This window comes from Pseudoalteromonas aurantia (genome assembly GCF_005886875.1).
In the GTDB taxonomy this organism is placed as follows: domain Bacteria; phylum Pseudomonadota; class Gammaproteobacteria; order Enterobacterales; family Alteromonadaceae; genus Pseudoalteromonas; species Pseudoalteromonas aurantia_A.
This window is the reverse complement of sequence record NZ_PNBY01000066.1, coordinates 1-17,240: the sequence shown is the minus strand read 5'-3', so window position 1 is coordinate 17,240 and position 17,240 is coordinate 1. Positions and strand designations below refer to the sequence as shown.

Here is a 17,240-nt window from a genome sequence, read left to right as displayed (position 1 = left end):
ACTTTACCAACACGCCCTCTGAAATAGTAAATTACCTTATGGTTCTTTCATTTATCTCGGCATTTTTCAGTTTAATTAATGCATAAGTGCTGCAACATATATTCACTATATTGGCTAGCCATCCTGTACCTAAGTCGTTATAATCAAACAAAAACATTATGATTAGAGTACAAAAATCATCCCTTACGACAGTGTTGCTTACTTGGCTTGCGGTGGCACTGCCTAGCACGCTTGGAATATTAGAAACTCCTCAATTGTCTATTATTGCAACGCTTCATGGCTTATTTCTCATAGCAATCGTAGCCATCATAAATGATGTTACGAATGCAAACCCACGACTAAATCACGTATTTATTGCAATCACAATTGGGTTAGTTGTGAGCTTAATGATCATCTCAAATAGTTACTTGTATCTTATTTACAGTGTCATGATGACCTCTATTTTCGCTTTTCATACGCCGGCTCTATTCTGCATTGGATACATTATTTTCATCCATAGTGCTTATTTACTAATACAGTTTTTGATATGGCAATCCGGGTGGGATATCGTCAACGCAGCTACTTTTATTGCATTTCACAGCTTTGCATTAATGCTCACCCAAAAAATGCTCAGTGAAAAAAAAGCCAAAGAAGCACTTGCCCTTAGCAACACACAACTCGAAACTGCACATATACTACTTGCCAATGCCGCAGCCCATGATGAACGGCTTAGGTTAGCTCGTGAGCTTCATGATGATGTGGGCCATAGTTTAACATCACTGATCATTAATTTAGATATTGCACGGAGAACACAAGATGAACAACAAATAAACCGCTGTTATGAACAAGCAAAAGTTGCCCTTGATACAACCCGAAATGTCGTCAGTCAAAAGCGCTCCACAGACTATTTAGATTTAGCCAGTACCTTAAGGAATTTGGCCGAAAATACCCCTCGGATCACGGTTGTCACCAAAATACCAGCGCAATTTACCTGTAAAAACTTAAATATTGCACATTGCATTTTGCGTTGTTGCCAAGAGGCGCTCACAAATACATTAAAATATGCCAAAGCCACACACTTTACCATTGAGTTAACAACACACCCAGAGCAACTCAATTTACACTTGTATGATAATGGCCAAAAGCAAATTCAATTCACGCTCGGAAATGGTCTAATTGGCATGCATGAACGTGTGGAAGCACTTGGGGGAACATGTAATATAAACAGTACGACGACAGGATTTAGTATAATAATAAGAGTACCTTATGAATAAAATCAAAGTACATTTAGTCGATGATCAATGCTTAGTTCGACAGGGGATGATGGCGCTTTTACAGCTTAATGAGTCGATTGTTGTTACAGGCGAGTCCCATAGTGGGAATGCTTTTCTTGCTACTCTTGCCAATAATGACATTGATGCTGATGTCGTGTTATTAGATATGCGTATGCCTGATGGCACGGGGCTTGATGTATTACGTACACTTCAACACAATGAGAGTGATTTAAAATGCCTCATTCTGACCACCTTTAACGAGGATGAACTCTTGATCGGCGGGATGGAAGCAGGAGCTTGTGGTTATTTACTAAAAGATGTTTCATTAGAAATGCTTGTTGATGCAATTACCAGAGTGAGTCAGGGGGAAACCGTTTTACAGAGTGCCCTCACACAACAGCTTATAAATGCAAATAGGCAACAATCCGAAGCACCACAGATACACCTAACAAACAAAGAACGTCAAGTATTAAGCTTAATCGTAGACGGACTGTCCAATAAAGAAATCTCTGCGAAAATATTCAATGCGGAAGGTACAGTCCGTAATCACGTCTCAAATATACTTGCCAAACTCGATGTGCGTGACAGAACACAAGCAACACTCAAAGCTATAAAGCTTAACTTGCTTGAGTAGCAGCACATTGTTTTATATTTTTTCCTGTGCTGCCATGCAGCATATTTAAACAGTCTTTAATTGGCTTCGCTGGGCTATAGTAATAACTTTGAATGTTGTGACCCCCATACTGTTGCAACATTTTTAACTGCACACTTTGCTCTACGTCTTCTGCAATCACTCTAATATTTAACTGAGTACTCAAAGATGAATAACCAGTACAAAAGTCATCTAAGGCAATTTTAACGCCTTTTGAGCGTAATATACTGAGCACATGCCACGTATATTTATTCGTTGCCATTGACTCTGTGACTTCAAGCGTGATCTCATTGTACGGTAAATTCGCTTTTTCCATCGCTGCACTAATAACCTCTATCTGGTTATTTGTACTTTTAGATTCATTGACTAAACGATTAATCAATAAAAATATAATATAATGACAACCCGTTAGATATCGGAGCTATTTTCCTTGTGATAACAAGCCTAATTTAAAGGGCTAGGATGTAAAATAGGGTTGGATCTGATTGTGTACAATTAACTGAACTGGAAGGAGTTAAATATGCTCATACAGATAGGTATAATGTTAAATACTTCATAAAAGCCACCAGCAGACATCTAGCTGCTAATGGCTTATATTTTTCTATGATGTTATTGCGCTATCACTGGTTGAACATCTAGTCCATAACCAAAATATACTGCCAAGATCAATACCACAGAAGCGGCAGCCATTAACTTTAATAATAAGGGCAAACAAAAACGGAACCAATGCGCATAAGGCACACCCGCCATACCTATGATCCCCATTAGTACCGCATTAGTTGGGATAATCATATTAGAAAAACCATCACCAAATTGATATGCAAGAACAGCAACTTGACGAGGTACCCCCACTAAATCACCCAGCGGTACCATTAACGGCATTGTAACGTAAGCTTGACCAGACCCTGACGGGATGAATGTATTTAGCAATGTTTGAATCACCAACATACCTACAGCTGAGATCTCGGCACTCACATAAGACAGTGGCATAGACATGCTATGCACTAAAGTATGTAAGATTTGTCCATCTTCGAGGATAAGTGCAATACCACGAGCAACACCAATAAGGATTGCCGTAGTCACTAGGTCCGATACACCCTCAATAAAACGTTCAGCAGTTTCATCGGCCGACAGTTTACCCAAAATAGCAATGACTGCACCCCAAGCAATGAACACACCGCCTAGTTCATATAAGTACCAACCTTTTGTCGCTATTCCCCATACAGCAATGGTTAATGTGATCAAAAAACTGCCTAATATCATCTGGTGTCTTGATTCTAGCTTTGGATAGCTCGGCTGCTCTTTACCATCAAGTGGGCATGATACGCCAATCATCATTGAAGAGCTCGGGTCTTGTTTTACCTTTTGCGCATATTGCCAAACATGGTGAAAACCAATTAAGACAAAAGGCACAAAAATAGCGAATCTCAACCAAATACCAGAATAAACAGGTATTTCAGCGATTTGCTGCGCAATAAGTACCGTAAATGGATTAAATGCAGACACACCATATCCAATACCGTAACCCGCGACAATCATGCCAACTGCTGTCATTGCATCTAGCCTCATAGCCTTACATAAAGCGACAAGAATAAGTACAAATGGGATATATTCACCTGCAGTACCAATACTACTCGATGCCATCGCAAAGCAGAAAACCACCATAAAAATGAGCTTTTCAGGCTTTGAACCATATTTCTCTAAAAGGCGGCCTATCAATGCGTCAACTGTGCCTGTCGCGCGGGCTATTGCGAGCACGCCACCTACAATCAACACGAAGAAGATCACATCTTGAGCCGCTGCAAATGCACGGGGGATCGCTGTCAGTAAATCCCAAGGCGTTAAAAACGTTTTCTCTTCTATAACTTGGTACGTACCAGCTACGACCATTTGTCGCCCTGAATCGGATAAGTGTGTTTCAAAAAAGCCTTGAGGTACCACCCATGTAGCAAATAAAGCAATTACCATCATACCCAATAGCAAGATCAAGGTATGAGGGACTTTTAGCGTTTGACCCATATGTACTCCTAAATTACTCACAGGGCACTGTGCGCCCCCTAAATCGCGACATGATACCGATTTTGTCAGCTACTTTCACTTCCTGTCGATAAAAGAGTGTGCCAATTCAGATAAACCTAACCAAATTGTAAGTTTACTTACATTTCATCATGCAAAATTTAACAGTTTCTTACTGGAGAAATTAAGCGTTGCGCGGAATAATTTCCCTATACATAACTGGGAGAGCAACAATGAAAAACATCTTACTCGCATTAGGCGTCATTTCGGTATTAGGCGCATGCGCGCATCACGATGATGTTCGTCCAAATTCAGACAACCAACACTATGTGATCATAAAAGCGTCTGACCGCGGGGAGGGCATAAAAGAAGCACTTAATCAAGCCACACACTTTTGTAAACAAGACAAACAATCTATGTATGTCATCAATGAGTCCGTTACCTACCAAGGTGAGCTAGATGAAAAGACTTTTCTAAATGACAAATCTACAGCCCAAATGATATCAGAAGCAGGAACATGGCTTTGGATACTTGGTGATGGTTATGTCGATGATGCAGGTGCAATAGCTTCTTTGGCTGGGGCCAGTGCCGAACACTCACTGGGTAAACCCTATCTAGTCAACGTCAGTTTTCGCTGCGACAGTTAATCACTCCAGTTTAGTGCTCAATAACTTTGAGCACTAACTCATAGGTTAAGCAGCCTCACAATCAGTTACTGCTTTTCTATATTCTCCAACCACGCTTTACATCATAATGGGCTTTATCTGCATTTTTTAGGACATGATGAAAATGACATTCAGTAAGTGAGCTATAAGTAATCCCGAGTGATATATTCACTTTGGCTACTGGTGAAAATAGATGGTTTGAGGCATCAACTCTCCACCTTTCGGCAATAGATACCGCTTGGCCAATGTCAACATTAGGCAAGCATATGGCAAACTCTTCACCCCGTTCTACAAATAACATCCTGCTCTCTCGCACTGCTTTGCATTAACTCGGCTAAAGTTCGGATCACTTGGTCACCGACATCATGGCCAAACTTATCATTGATCCGCTTCAAGTGGTCAATGTCTAACGCAATCACTGAGTCAGGCTTTTTTATACTTTGAAAGTACTTTAATTTAGCTAACATTCCTCGACGATTGAATAGCTGAGTCAATGGGTCTTTCTGGCGATCTAAATCATATGCTTGTATGGTTTTTCCTACCTATTCAATATTCGAAACAATCGCTTATTTCGAATGCTCAGCTTCAAAATACCAAGTATCAATTTTTTGAACATTCGACTGTGCATATCGATCCATTACTTTAACACCGATGTCTAACTTCCATAGCGGTTTAGCTATTTTTGAGCCAAATACTAATATCAATAATAAAGTCAGTATGGCCACAAGCAGCGAACTGTTCAGGACGCTCAAAACTGTATCATTGCGTTAAGCCAGTGTTACTTTAAGAGGCCTTTGTACTTACCACGCCCCATCTGGATATTGGCACAGATGCATACCCGCTAAGCATGTCAGTACCTTGACTATTACGAAATACACTTGCACCAGACTTACCGGAAGCGGCATCTTCAATTGCTTCATTAATTTGAATCGTTGTGCCCACACGCTCAGAATCAACATGATAAATAGGCTACTTATTTTGGTCGACAACATACAGATAAGAGCCATCACTGTTATAATGCTTGCCTGGTAAACGGTTGAGAATATTATCGCCTTGTAAATAGCTACTTGTAGCAATGAACCCTTGGTATTTACCCACATCATTAAATATTGGGTGAAATACACTAATAATGAAGTTACCGGCGGGGGAAATAAAGGGGGTAGCAATATACGGTTCTTTTCGCAATAACGGTGCCCTCACCTGAGACCCCCAATAAAACCTGTTTTTTTTCGTGAGCTTGGGACTATCACCACAGAGTTAAACTAGATGTTTGTTTTATTAAACGCTGTAGCTCGTTATTGCTTGCAACCGTTCTCTTGAAGTCTGCTCCTATATAATTGGCACTAAAACTTAGCTGAGTAACGACTGAATTCAGAAACAGCGTTGTTATTTCTACCAAATTTTGTTGCATATACTCGATTTGCCTCAAGGGTATCTTCAATTAAAAGTGCCTTTGAACCCTAAATGTAGCATGTAGTGAATTACCTAGGGTTATCACCCTACTAAAAAAGCTAATAAAAATAAGTCTTTTTAGATCAATGTGTTTGGTTTAATTAAAGCAGCCTAACATTGTCATTCCTTGTTAAAAACATATATGAGTATTACCCTTGTCGAAAATAATATCTCACTTTTTGACTCTCTCTTTATTCTGTATCAATCTGACGATAAATGTATAAATAGCCATTGATGACTCAAACCGTGACTGACTTAATAGTCTACAGTCTCTAGTCACTAAAAAGCATACTCCACACTCAATAGTCGCTTAATATACATGCACAATGTATAATCATAGATGTCAAAGTCAAACATTTAATTCAGGGTTCGGCTCTATCAATGAAAAAAACCAAGGTAAATCCCCTCGTCTCACATTTCACTATTGCATTTATTTTACTTGCTACTTTGTGGATATTTGTCAGTGAAAAAGACTTACTCGTCCTCGGTAATTCGCTTATTTTAGTCTATGTAGTGTATGCGCTGGGCTCTAGAGTGATGCCACGAAAGCCTAAAAAATAACAATATTACTTGAGCGCTTGACGCAGTATCTCTCCGTCACTATCTACCTTATTCAGTAGTTTCAAGCCTAACACGTCGCTTATCACAGGATAAATTTCTAGGTTTTTCATCTCATTAATTTTCATACCTGACTTAAATGCGGGTCCATGTGCCACAAATGTTGCGGCCATATCACCGGTATTCGGGTACCCATGAGTTCCTTGGTAGGCTACCTGGTTGCCACGACTGAACACTCGTGGCGCATAAGTCTCTAAAATGATGTCAGGGATCCTCGCTGATCCAAAGTAATTTCGCTCAACTAAAGTCTGTTCATCCATAACGACAAATCGACCTTTCGCCTGAGTATTTAGTTTTTTAATAGTGGCCATTTCATCAGCTTCATTGGCACCTTTGGTATAAATTAAAACCCGTGGGCCGGTATTTTTCACAATCCAACCTGCTGGTATTGCAAGTGCATCAATATCTATCGATTGCGTACTATCGACGGTAGACATGCCATGATCAGACACCACAATTAAGTTTACAGGGTGAGGTAGCTTAGACAGCCGCTTATGCAATTGAGTGATTAACATGTCAATCTCCTGTACCCCAGCATAAACCTCTGCACTATCAGGGCCAAAATCATGCCCTAGGGAGTCTACTAAAGAAAAATATCCTGCTACAAAATGAGGCCGCTGTGTTTCATCAAGAGAAAGCCATTGAATGATTTGATCTATTCGTGCTTGATAATCACTTTGCTGTGAATAGTGATAATAATAGTTAGGCACCATACCATTAAACCTAGCGTCAGATTCTGGCCAAAAATAAGCGGCCGATTTCAATCCTTGCATTTGTGCTAAGTTCCAAAGAGGAATGCCATTGAGCCACGTACTATCGTCTTTTCCGCTGCCCATTTTGTAACATTGATCTCGCTTTTTGTCGCAAAACTTATTATCAATAACACCATGGTTTACAGGCAGTAAGCCTGTGATAATTGAAATATGGTTGGGAAATGTTTTACTCGGATAAACAGGCCACATTTTATTTACTCGAACGCCTTGCTTTGCAATATTAGCCAGCCCTTTTGCACGATGCTTTTCAATGTAATCCCAGCGAAATCCATCGAGTGAGATAAGCACTACAGATTGTTGTTGAGCGAATGCTGTAACAGAGAAAAAAAAGCTAATGAGTACCAGATGCTTTACCACATAAGACATACCATATTCCCACATGTTGTATTATCAAAGATAAAACGACATTATTACGCTAAACCTATGTCATTAAAAAATAATTACGATGAAATAACCAGTTGGTAATTAGTTATTCCATTTCTATATCTTTAATTACAGCGCCACCGCCTGCATTGCAACAAGTGAATAGCCTGACTGTTCATTCGTTGCCTGCTCGCCACTTTGCCAAATAAGCTCAAACCGCTTTTTCTGTTTGCTTTTATTGTGGCTACACCAAACAAATTTATTTAAATTAGAGCCTTTTTCACGACATTGTTGTGGAATGACATAAAATTTCTGCCATTTCATCTGCTTCTTATCATCCATGAATAACTTACCAGCATAAGTCATGTCATCTAACGGGGCATTTAGGAGCTGCTCATCGGGTAACGACAGGGCGTGTTCATTCGTTTCTTGCTCACTTTTGCAGTGTCGATGTAGCAGCACAAAAATACGTTGTTCTTGAGAGGAAAAGTCAGCGCTATAGCTACTCTTTTGCGTAATATGGCTCATTAAAACTGCACGCTTGAACGCCAGTTTTTCACAAGTGGCCTTGCTAAATTGAGCGTTTGAGGCACAAGCATAATTCACAGTGCCAGCCCATAAAATACAAGCTAAAATCCATTTCATAATATTGAGATATCCATATCTATTTAGTAACTAAAGTTAATAATCTACTATAACAGGGCAGTTAGAATTAAATATTCGCTGTAAGATTTATCTGAATACCGAAACGTTGCTTATACTTCACTATACAACCCCTTTTCTTCAGCAAGAAAGAGTATGAAATAATTAATAAATAGACAAAAGGACTAATTTTATAAGTCGCGAGTACGGTTTCAGCGAAGAAAGAAAAAACCTCGACTATTGTGTGAGATATTTCATACAAGATTATGCGCAAAAAACGGGTCAATTCAGTGTAAACGTAGCCTAAACCAAGTGGCACTAAAAATAGAATAACTTAGTGCCACCGGAACAGTTCTTATAGTCGGCCGTTGGCTAACTCAATAAAAAAAGCATAATGTAGCGCCCTATCTTTGATACTTTTATAACGTCCTGATGCACCACCATGCCCTGCTTGCATATCAACTTTAAACAACAGCTTATTGTTATCAGTTTTCTTTTCTCTTAGCTTCGCAACCCACTTTGCTGGTTCAAAGTATTGTACCTGAGAATCATGCAACCCCGTTGTGACCAGCATATTGGGATAACTTTGATTAGATACTTGATCGTAAGGTGAATAAGAACGCATGTAATCAAAATAAGTTTTATCATTCGGGTTACCCCACTCATCATACTCATTGGTTGTCAGTGGCAGTGTTTCATCCAGCATGGTATTTATCACATCGACAAATGGGACTGCTGCATGTACTCCATGGTACAGCTCTGGTGCTTGGTTTACGACGGCGCCCATAAGTAACCCTCCTGCACTTCCCCCTTGTGCATAAACTTTATTTGCATTCGCATAACCTTGCGTAACAAGCCCGCGAGTTACATCAACAAAATCATTAAAGGTGTTCTTTTTATTTAATTTTTTACCATCCTCATACCATTGCCTGCCCAACATTTGAGAGCCACGTATATGTGCGATAGCGTAGACAAAACCACGGTCGAGTAAACTTAGCGATGCATTTGAAAAGCTCGCATCCTTTGTATGTCCATAAGATCCATAAGCGTATTGTAAAAGGGGGTTTGAGCCATCCTTTTTAAACAACGTTTTTTTATAAACCAAAGATACAGGAACTTTAACTCCGTCTCTCGCAGTGATAAAGAGGCGTTCAGAGGCATAATTATCTGAATTAAAATCGCCTAGAACTTGAGTTTCTTTTAACGTCGTTTTGCCATAGTTTTTTAAGTCTACTTCAAAGGTGGTCATCGGCGTCGTCATGCTAGAGTAACTCAACCTTACAGCAGTGTTATCCAATTCACGGTTACCCGTTAATCTAACCAAGTAAGCGGGATCGTTAAACTTTAACTGATGCTCATAGCCATCGGTTAAATCTCTAATCGTGATATAAGACTGCCCCATTTTTCGCGTCTGGTACACCAAGTGAGCATCAAAAAATACCACGCGTTCGAACTTTTCTTGAACATCATGCTCAACCACTGTTTGCCAATTTTTTTTATCTGAAAACTTCGTTTCATGAACTTTCATTAGTTTGAAGTTAACTGCATTTAGGTTAGTTGTAATATAGAACCAATCCTTTAACTTAGAGACACTGTACTCTAAGCCTTTTTCTCGCGGAATAAAACGCTCGGGTACAGACATTCGGTCATTAGCATCAATTAATGAAACTCCCTTTGACTCAGTACTAGAGTGGTGGATATAAATATATTTGCCATCTTTACTCTTACTAATATAAGTATAATAAGTGTTATCTTGCTCTTCGTAGACCAACTCATCGCTACTTTGAGGTTGACCTAAAGTATGCCTAAAAACTTGGTTACCTAGCAAAGACACGGGGTCTTTTTTCACATAATACAATGTTTTGTTATCGTTCCCCCAAACGACACCGCCTTGCGCACCTTTTAACTCTGTTTGCAAATTATTGCCAGTAGACAGATCTTTTATACGAATAGTATAAATGCGGCGGCTAAGCGTATCTTCAGAATATGCTAAAAGTCGATTATTCGGGCTTGCTGAGAAATCTGCAATATTGTAATAATCATGTTCTTTGGCATGATCATTCATATTAAATAGTAGCGTAGGGCTACTTCCCGAAACATGGGTACTTCTATACAAAGATGGGTATTCTTGCTCACCTAAAGTTTCAGTAAAATAATAAAATTGACCATCTTTAACGGGTACCGAGCGATTATCTTTAACCATTCGACCTTTGATTTCATTAAATAACGTTCTTTGTAATTGTTCTGTAGGCTTAAGTATTGAATCACTGTATATATTTTCTTGTGTTAGATGCGCGAGCACTTTCTCATCACTACGGGAATCATCACGTAACCAATGATAATCATCACGCATTTCATAACCATGAATTTTTGTTACGTGTGCTACTTTCTCTGCAACAGGGGGGGATATAGCCACTTTCTCAACAGCATCTCCAATACCAGATGCTTTCGATGACGTGTTTTCACAACCTGTTAAAATAACAGCAAGACTAGATGACACTAAGCTGGCAATAAATAATTTATTCATATTCCTTTGCTCTTTTTATTAATTAGATAGATGGGCAATATAGCTCAGACTCAGTAGGCTGTCGCTCGAAAATAACGGAAACACGATGAAATAGACGGAAACAACGGCGTATACCAGCATAAGGTGTTAAGTTAAAACCAACACGACTTCATATTTACTCTACATCGTTAAATTAATGTACGATTGAGTAGAAGAACCAATAATCACATCACCACTTACTGAGATGATCAAGGATAAAAATGTACAAAGTGTTAATAGCTTTACCTCTTACTCTTGTGTTACTTGGATGCCAAGTAAACCACCATAACACAGGCGCCATTGCAAACTGTGAGGAAACTCTTATGAAGTACCCTCAGTATCGAGATAAGGGGCCCATAAAAAGCTATCAATCTCTATTTACGCCAGATGCAATTTTTTCAGTTCCAAAATTCAATATTGCGTTAAAAGGAAGCGACGCGATTTCTGCTCGAGTAGAAACAGCGCTAATGAATAAAAAGAGTATTCATATGATCACCGGTATGAACGTATACCCAACGGGAAGTGATACCTTCACAAACAGGTCCCATTTCATTTTATATCGCCAAGATAAAAATGATGAAACTGCGCCGACCCATATTTATAATGGTCGTTATGAAGATGAGCTCATAATCAAGTCAAACCAATGTTACATAAAAACAAGGCATGTGCTCATTGATAGAGTAGACGTTCTTTAGCCCATGTATTGTAGCTCATAACTGAAGTTTACAACGATCATGAGGAGGTTCTTTTATACCAACGAATGAGCTCTTTTTGATCTCGCGTAATTGGTTCTCCTTGTGCTTCAATAACTGAAGCTGTCTCTGCTAACACTTGCTCTGCCTGCAATTCCAACTTTTCTAGTAGCGCTAACAATGTAGATTGCTCTTTAATGGTTAAGTTGGCCGTTAAACGGTCGGTACGGTGCTCAAGGTGGGTAGTTATTTTTTGATAAACAGTCAGTCCGCTCTGGGTCAATGCAACCCGCTTTACTTTCTGATTTGTTACTCGTTTAACTTCAGCTATATAATTTAGTTTCAATAAACAGTTAATGGCTCTATTCACAGAGTAAGGATCTAGCCGAGACTGATAAGCAATATCAGCAGCATTAATTGGACCATAAGAACCTACATTTAATAACACCCTAATCTCCCTTGTTTCCAGCTCTGTGAGTTGTTTAATTGCTGCATCTCTATCAATTTCCAATAAATTACTTGCAACAGCCACCCTATAGGGCAAGTGGTTATATAAATCATATGGATTTGCGATATCTTTGTTCAAAGTAAATGCTGCTTTTCGCATTTTGTTACTCATTTAAAACCCTCACACGTTTAAACCATTCACATACTTTTGCTTTACAACACCAGCAATGACACGGTAGTATTTATGTTGCATATGCAACATAAATACTACAACAGGATATTATCATGGCACTAGTTACACCTCTTTCACAAGATGAAAACCAAGAAGTTAGTGAATTGGCAACATTTTTTAATGAAACACTTGGGTTTTGCCCAAATAGCGTATTAACCATGCAAATTCGCCCAGCGATAGCAAAAGCTTTTATCACCTTAAACATGGCAGTGATGGAAAATGGCGGTCGAGTTACAGCTGAACAAAAGCGCCTTATTGGCTATATTACCAGCGCTAATACTGGCTGTAGATATTGCGAAGCGCACACTATTTTAGCTGCCAAACGCTATGGAGGGTCTGAAGAGCGCCTTCACTCGATTTGGCAATTCAGAGAAAGTACGCTTTTTACCGATGCAGAAAAAGCCGCATTTGAGTTTGCCTTGGCAGCATCAAGCGTTCCTAATGCAGTCGATAATGCCATTGAAACTGAACTCAAAAAATACTGGGATGATGGAGAGATCGTTGAAATATTGGGAGTTATTTCATTATTTGGTTATTTGAATCGTTGGAACGACACAATGGCGACGACTTTAGAAACCGGTGCCATTAACGCTGGCAGTACATTCCTTCAACATAACGACTGGCAAGTAAGTAAACATCAATAATCAATTAATACGTCATATAAACTTCTTATTTTATATGGCGTATTACGCTTTTATTTGCACGCAGTAGATGATTATTATATCACTGAAGTAGCAAAATGCTGTGATACTTGCAAAAAGGTACAATTGCTTAGATTAAGATATGTTGCTAGTGAATGGGCGATTTAGTATTGCACATACATAATATATCATTCCCTTTGGGTATCCAAAAGGCCTTTTACTAGCAGGTTATAATTCGTAGCCTTATTGTTAGTTAAGTATTTTATTGATAAAAATCGTTGATTTAATCAGGTAAAGTGAAGATAAATCAGTCGCTGAAATTAAAATTTCAAAGGTTTGGTGATCATAGCTTTACAAACGTAAATAGCCCCCACAAAGTGACTCATAGAAAGACAACTTTGAGGGGTGCAACACACTAGCTCAACTCTTTATTTACTTACAAACTGATTCAACGAATATATCAACGTATCTATACTCATTTTATTGATGTCTTTATGCGTCACTAACCTCATACCTGCGTAGCTCGAGGTGAGTAAAATGCCATTCTCTGCGAGCGTTGTGGTCAGAGCCTTCAAATCTATAGACTGCGCAACATCAACATACACAATATTGGTACTTACACGATAAGCACTGGTATTAAAGCCTTTCACTTCGTTAAGTTGCTTTGCCAAATACTTTGCATTGTCATGATCTTCCGCCAACCGCTCAACATTATGTAATAGCGCATATTGTCCTGCTGCCGCGAGAAAACCAGCTTGACGCATACCTCCGCCTAGCATTTTTCGGATCCGACGCGCTTTAGCGATAAATGCTTTGTCACCCAGTAATAATGATCCAATAGGCGCACCGAGCCCTTTAGACAAACACACGGTCATTGAGTTAAAGTACTGACTTATTTGCGTAACATCCACGCCCAATGCTACAGCCGCATTGTAAACTCTGGCACCATCTAAATGTAAAATAAGCTGGTTCTGCTGACAAAACTGCTGTGCTTGCGCCATGTATTCCAGACTGAGTACTTGACCGCCAATGGTATTCTCAAGGCTCAGCAATTTTGTACGCGCAAAATGAAAGTCATCGGCTTTAATTGCTGACTTCAATTTAGTAAAACATAGGCTACCATCAGCTTCATTCTCAATCGGTTGTGGCTGAACAGACCCTAATACTGCAGCACCACCCGCTTCATATTTATAATTATGTGCATTTTGCCCACATAAATATTCATCGCCCCGCTCACAATGCGCCATCAATGCCAGTAAATTGGCCTGCGTACCTGAGCTTGTAAAAAGTGCGCTTTCAAAACCATGCCGTTCATTGGCATATTGCTCAAGGGCATTAACCGTTGGATCGTCTCCATACACATCATCACCCAGCTCCGCCTCGAACATGGCCTTTTTCATCTGAGTGCATGGTCTTGTTACTGTGTCTGAGCGAAAATCTATCATTTTATCGTTCCTTATTTTTTATGGTCTTCGATAAAGCCATCAAGGCATATTCAGGGAGTTTCATCTACTCTACTTTCAATCATTTTACACACCTCATTAATCAACTAAAGGCGTAAAAGGTCCATTTTTATCGAGTGCTTTTTGATACGCTGGACGGCGCTTTATATCTGCAACAAAGCGGTGAATACTTGGATGTTTATTGCCCAAATTAATTCTTGCAATAGCCACCTCCATACAATACCCCATCACTATATCAGCCGCTGTAAAGGTATCTCCTGCAAACCACCGAGAGTGCTTTAACGTTTGTTCAATATGTGAGATTAATTTGTTTAAGCGAGGGTTTAAATAACTACTTTGAACCTTGTTGACCACCACCCGAATGATTGGCCGGATAAATGCCGGAGATTTACTGATCATGCGTTTAAAAATAAGCGACTCAGTGAGTAAAGGCATTAAGCTGCCTTGCGCACTATGAAACCAATATAAATAAGAGACCCTATGCTGCTCTGAACCGAGGTTTCTAAGTTCTGCATTATCATACTTATCAAGTATATACTCTAAAATGGCATTGCTTTCAGGCAAGATATACTCACCATCAGAAATACAAGGCGATGTGCCCGCAGGATGAAGCTTCTTAAAGTTATCAGGGGCTAAAGAAGTTTCTTTGTCTCTGGCATAATGCTCAATATGGTATGGCACATCAAGTTCTTCTAGTAGCCATAATACCCTAAATGATTGAGAGTTTTCTAAATGGTGCACTGTCAGCATACCGAGTCCCTATTCTGGCTATGCAAAAACTCAATGTATCTTTTCATCAATCATGATACAAGTACATAAATCGCGTAGTTTATTCATAGTCACTCACCGACTTAGTCATTACTGCGACGCAAATTTAATATCTCTGGCTAATATTTATTTAGTTTGTTCAACAATCACCACAGTGAACAACCGCTCATAGTCTAACTAACAATAAGCAAGTTTGAACCACCGACATTCACGAATAATTCAAAACGTGCGACTTCAGCTGTGTGCTTATGCTTATGTAGTCAATTGGATCTCATGCAGGCATGCATTATGATGTATATGCTTTTTGTTCTTGACCTCAAGCTAACTAAGCTTTTAAGCAGGGCCTATAAGGTCAATTTAGCTTAATAGAAATACGTGAGCTTTTGACTATTTAAAATAATAAACACCTGAAATAAGGAAACATCATGTATTTAGAGCATATTAATTTGTTACACAGTCAGTGATTAAACAAACAGCACTACTTATTTGACCAAACACCTGCTGTACATTTACCTTGAACTCGTATCACAGAGTCATCGAATGTCGGTTCTACCCCCTTTGCTCTTTGCGCGTGATAATCTTTGTTGAGGGCAATCACCGTTGGTGTGAGTTGTACAATGGCAAAAGTATTCACCAAGGTCATCAAGCCTAATGCCATATCTGCTAAGCTCCATACTTCTTTTAATGTTGCGGTTGCTCCCCATAACATCATGACTAAATACAAAGAGGTATAAAGCCCTCTCCCGACTTTATTATCAAGTTTAAATAAGTGTAAATTACTCTCAGCATAGGCAAAATTAGCAACCACCGACGTAAATGCAAATAACGTGATTGCCGCTGCCACAAAATACACTCCACCAGCTGCAAGATGTGCAGTCATAGCAGTTTGTGTCAATCGTATGCCTTCCATTTCACCCGAAATATTAATGTCAGCCAGTAAAATGATCACTGCCGTGCAACTACATAATACAATGGTATCTAAAAACACCCCAAGCATTTGAATATACCCTTGAGTAACTGGGTGGTTAGGGACGGGGCTTGCGCTTCCTGATGCATGGGGTACACTGCCCGCACCCGCTTCATTTGAATATAAACCACGCTGTATGCCGTTTTTAATTGCAGCCCCCATGGCACCCGCCCCGGCTTCTTGTAAGCCAAATGCAGACAATAAAATCTCTTTGATCATCGCTGGCACAGCGTTTAAATTCATTAACGTGATCACGACTGCCACAGACACAAATAAGATCCCCATAACTGGCACTACCTGCTCTGCAAATCGCGCTATAGACTTCAACCCTCCTAAAATGATTGAGCCTGCTAATAAAGTGATCACAATACCTGAGTAGAGTTCAGGTATATCAAAGGCAAAACGCAGTGCATCGGTTATGGTATTGGTTTGCATGGCACTGAAACTAAATCCGTATCCCAAGAATAAACAGACCGCAAACGTCACTGCCAACCAAGGTTTATTAAGGCCAAGTTGAATATAATAAGCAGGGCCACCTCTAAACTCCCCTTGGTTGTTCTTTATTTTATATACTTGCCCCAAGACACTTTCTGCAAACCCAGTGGCCATACCCAATATGGCAATCACCCACATCCAAAAAATTGCACCACTGCCACCCAACGATATAGCAACAGCTACACCTGCTAAGTTACCGGTACCAACCCGGGCAGAAAGACCAGTACACAGTGCTTGAAACGAGCTTACTTGATCTTTTTCTGCTTTGCTGCTGCTCTTTAATAAAGAAAACATATGTGAAAAGTGACGTAGTTGAATGACATTCAATTTGAATGAAAACCATATTCCGGTAAACAGTAAAATATAGATAAGTAACTGACCACGGCCCCATAACAACGCATTAATAGTCCCCACCACCTCTTCAAACATCATTCACCTCTTTAAATGCATGTATCAGCATTAAGCGTAATTTTCTGCTTTATTTACACCACCATAACAAACTTATTGGTTATATACAGTACAACATTAGGTAAGAGGTATCCGTCCGCCAATCCCA

The 17,240-nt window shown here is 39.5% G+C and carries 17 protein-coding genes and 1 pseudogene; 5 read left to right on the top strand and 13 right to left on the bottom strand.

The window, feature by feature from the left end; all coding sequences use genetic code 11:
• Positions 1–158: 158 nt before the first annotated feature.
• Positions 159–1,253 (top strand): sensor histidine kinase, encoded by a 1,095-nt coding sequence (locus tag CWC18_RS13475; protein ID WP_138675451.1) that lies wholly within the window; start codon positions 159–161, stop codon positions 1,251–1,253.
• Positions 1,246–1,887, top strand: a complete 642-nt coding sequence (locus CWC18_RS13470; RefSeq protein WP_138591114.1) for a response regulator — start codon at positions 1,246–1,248, stop codon at positions 1,885–1,887. Before CWC18_RS13475 ends, CWC18_RS13470 begins: the two co-directional genes overlap by 8 nt.
• Here CWC18_RS13470 and CWC18_RS13465 read toward each other — a convergent pair.
• Together CWC18_RS13465 and CWC18_RS13460 are read right to left on the bottom strand one after the other, a co-directional pair.
• A complete protein-coding gene (locus CWC18_RS13465; RefSeq protein WP_283235284.1) occupies positions 1,871–2,287 on the bottom strand; it encodes an EAL domain-containing protein in 417 nt (138 codons plus the stop codon). The genes CWC18_RS13470 and CWC18_RS13465 overlap by 17 nt on opposite strands.
• 227 nt (positions 2,288–2,514) lie before the next feature.
• Positions 2,515–3,924 (bottom strand): YfcC family protein, encoded by a 1,410-nt coding sequence (locus tag CWC18_RS13460; protein ID WP_138675450.1) that lies wholly within the window; start codon positions 3,922–3,924, stop codon positions 2,515–2,517.
• 230 nt (positions 3,925–4,154) lie between these two features.
• Here CWC18_RS13460 and CWC18_RS13455 point away from each other — a divergent pair, with 230 nt between their 5' ends.
• Positions 4,155–4,568 (top strand): hypothetical protein, encoded by a 414-nt coding sequence (locus CWC18_RS13455; RefSeq protein ID WP_138591118.1) that lies wholly within the window; start codon positions 4,155–4,157, stop codon positions 4,566–4,568.
• A gap of 76 nt (positions 4,569–4,644) precedes the next feature.
• Here CWC18_RS13455 and CWC18_RS21535 read toward each other — a convergent pair.
• The 7 genes and pseudogenes from CWC18_RS21535 to CWC18_RS13415 all read right to left on the bottom strand — a co-directional run bounded on the left by CWC18_RS21535 (position 4,645) and on the right by CWC18_RS13415 (position 10,961).
• Positions 4,645–5,053 (bottom strand): annotated as a pseudogene (locus CWC18_RS21535) (GGDEF domain-containing protein).
• Between the two features lie 99 nt (positions 5,054–5,152).
• Positions 5,153–5,338 (bottom strand): hypothetical protein, encoded by a 186-nt coding sequence (locus tag CWC18_RS13440; protein ID WP_138675447.1) that lies wholly within the window; start codon positions 5,336–5,338, stop codon positions 5,153–5,155.
• Positions 5,339–5,369: 31 nt separating this feature from the next.
• The gene (locus CWC18_RS21060) at positions 5,370–5,528 is read right to left on the bottom strand and encodes a hypothetical protein (RefSeq protein ID WP_171041110.1); all 159 of its coding nucleotides are present in this window, start codon (positions 5,526–5,528) and stop codon (positions 5,370–5,372) included.
• 27 nt (positions 5,529–5,555) lie between these two features.
• On the bottom strand, positions 5,556–5,771 hold the full coding sequence (locus CWC18_RS13435) for a cache domain-containing protein (protein WP_138591123.1): 216 nt from the start codon (positions 5,769–5,771) through the stop codon (positions 5,556–5,558).
• An 833-nt stretch (positions 5,772–6,604) separates the two neighbouring features.
• A complete protein-coding gene (locus tag CWC18_RS13425; RefSeq protein ID WP_138591127.1) occupies positions 6,605–7,795 on the bottom strand; it encodes an alkaline phosphatase family protein in 1,191 nt (396 codons plus the stop codon).
• A 126-nt stretch (positions 7,796–7,921) separates the two neighbouring features.
• Complete coding sequence (locus CWC18_RS13420) at positions 7,922–8,437, bottom strand: hypothetical protein (protein WP_138675446.1); 516 nt, start codon at positions 8,435–8,437, stop codon at positions 7,922–7,924.
• 352 nt (positions 8,438–8,789) lie between these two features.
• Positions 8,790–10,961, bottom strand: coding sequence for a S9 family peptidase (locus CWC18_RS13415; RefSeq protein ID WP_138675445.1), 2,172 nt, complete (start codon positions 10,959–10,961; stop codon positions 8,790–8,792).
• 239 nt (positions 10,962–11,200) lie between these two features.
• Between CWC18_RS13415 and CWC18_RS13410 the strand changes: the two genes are divergently transcribed.
• Positions 11,201–11,674, top strand: coding sequence for a nuclear transport factor 2 family protein (locus tag CWC18_RS13410; RefSeq protein WP_138591133.1), 474 nt, complete (start codon positions 11,201–11,203; stop codon positions 11,672–11,674).
• Between the two features lie 37 nt (positions 11,675–11,711).
• On the opposite strand, the gene CWC18_RS13405 is transcribed toward CWC18_RS13410, so the two are convergent.
• Positions 11,712–12,290, bottom strand: a complete 579-nt coding sequence (locus CWC18_RS13405) for a MarR family transcriptional regulator (protein ID WP_138675444.1) — start codon at positions 12,288–12,290, stop codon at positions 11,712–11,714.
• Between the two features lie 113 nt (positions 12,291–12,403).
• On the opposite strand from CWC18_RS13405, the gene CWC18_RS13400 reads away from it, so the two are divergent.
• Entirely contained in the window at positions 12,404–12,994 is a 591-nt protein-coding gene (locus CWC18_RS13400; protein WP_138675443.1) for a carboxymuconolactone decarboxylase family protein, read from the top strand.
• Between the two features lie 425 nt (positions 12,995–13,419).
• Here CWC18_RS13400 and ltaE read toward each other — a convergent pair whose 3' ends face one another.
• The 3 genes from ltaE to CWC18_RS13385 form a co-directional block, all read right to left on the bottom strand.
• Positions 13,420–14,436, bottom strand: a complete 1,017-nt coding sequence (gene ltaE / locus CWC18_RS13395; RefSeq protein WP_138675442.1) for a low-specificity L-threonine aldolase — start codon at positions 14,434–14,436, stop codon at positions 13,420–13,422.
• 96 nt (positions 14,437–14,532) lie between these two features.
• Positions 14,533–15,204 (bottom strand): glutathione S-transferase family protein, encoded by a 672-nt coding sequence (locus CWC18_RS13390; RefSeq protein WP_138675441.1) that lies wholly within the window; start codon positions 15,202–15,204, stop codon positions 14,533–14,535.
• Between the two features lie 496 nt (positions 15,205–15,700).
• On the bottom strand, positions 15,701–17,113 hold the full coding sequence (locus CWC18_RS13385) for an alanine/glycine:cation symporter family protein (protein ID WP_138675478.1): 1,413 nt from the start codon (positions 17,111–17,113) through the stop codon (positions 15,701–15,703).
• Positions 17,114–17,240: the final 127 nt, after the last annotated feature.